The sequence below is a fragment of the Veillonella parvula genome (assembly GCF_032550495.1).
Classification (GTDB): domain Bacteria; phylum Bacillota; class Negativicutes; order Veillonellales; family Veillonellaceae; genus Veillonella; species Veillonella parvula_G.
Genome location: NZ_JAWFZJ010000019.1, coordinates 1 through 1089, shown reverse-complemented (window position 1 = coordinate 1089; position 1089 = coordinate 1). Strand labels below are relative to the sequence as shown.

Here is a 1089-nt window from a genome sequence, read left to right as displayed (position 1 = left end):
TTCGCGTTGCTTCGAATTAAACCACATGCTCCACCGCTTGTGCGGGCCCCCGTCAATTCCTTTGAGTTTCAACCTTGCGGTCGTACTCCCCAGGCGGAGTGCTTAATGCGTTTGCTGCAGCACTGAAGGGCGGAAACCCTCCAACACTTAGCACTCATCGTTTACGGCGTGGACTACCAGGGTATCTAATCCTGTTCGCTCCCCACGCTTTCGAGCCTCAGCGTCAGTTACAGACCAGAGAGCCGCCTTCGCCACTGGTGTTCCTCCATATATCTACGCATTTCACCGCTACACATGGAATTCCACTCTCCTCTTCTGCACTCAAGTCTCCCAGTTTCCAATGACCCTCCCCGGTTGAGCCGGGGGCTTTCACATCAGACTTAAGAAACCGCCTGCGCTCGCTTTACGCCCAATAAATCCGGACAACGCTTGCCACCTACGTATTACCGCGGCTGCTGGCACGTAGTTAGCCGTGGCTTTCTGGTTAGATACCGTCAAGGGATGAACGTTCTACTCTCATCCTTGTTCTTCTCTAACAACAGAGTTTTACGATCCGAAAACCTTCTTCACTCACGCGGCGTTGCTCGGTCAGACTTTCGTCCATTGCCGAAGATTCCCTACTGCTGCCTCCCGTAGGAGTTTGGGCCGTGTCTCAGTCCCAATGTGGCCGATCACCCTCTCAGGTCGGCTATGCATCGTGGCCTTGGTGAGCCGTTACCTCACCAACTAGCTAATGCACCGCGGGTCCATCCATCAGCGACACCCGAAAGCGCCTTTCAAATCAAAACCATGCGGTTTTGATTGTTATACGGTATTAGCACCTGTTTCCAAGTGTTATCCCCTTCTGATGGGCAGGTTACCCACGTGTTACTCACCCGTTCGCCACTCCTCTTTTTCCGGTGGAGCAAGCTCCGGTGGAAAAAGAAGCGTTCGACTTGCATGTATTAGGCACGCCGCCAGCGTTCGTCCTGAGCCAGGATCAAACTCTCATAAAAAGTTCGAACAATCTTGCGATTGTTAAGCTCAATTTGTTTGCTAGCATATTGCTTGCTTGTTAAAAATGTTTGTTGTCTTGAATTGAATCAAGAC

1 rRNA gene is annotated in these 1089 nt (G+C 51.5%); it reads right to left on the bottom strand.

Annotated features, from left to right (window positions below):
- Positions 1-995, bottom strand: a 16S ribosomal RNA gene (locus tag E6X37_RS10335); the annotation flags it as partial.
- Between the last annotated feature and the right edge of the window lie 94 nt (positions 996-1089).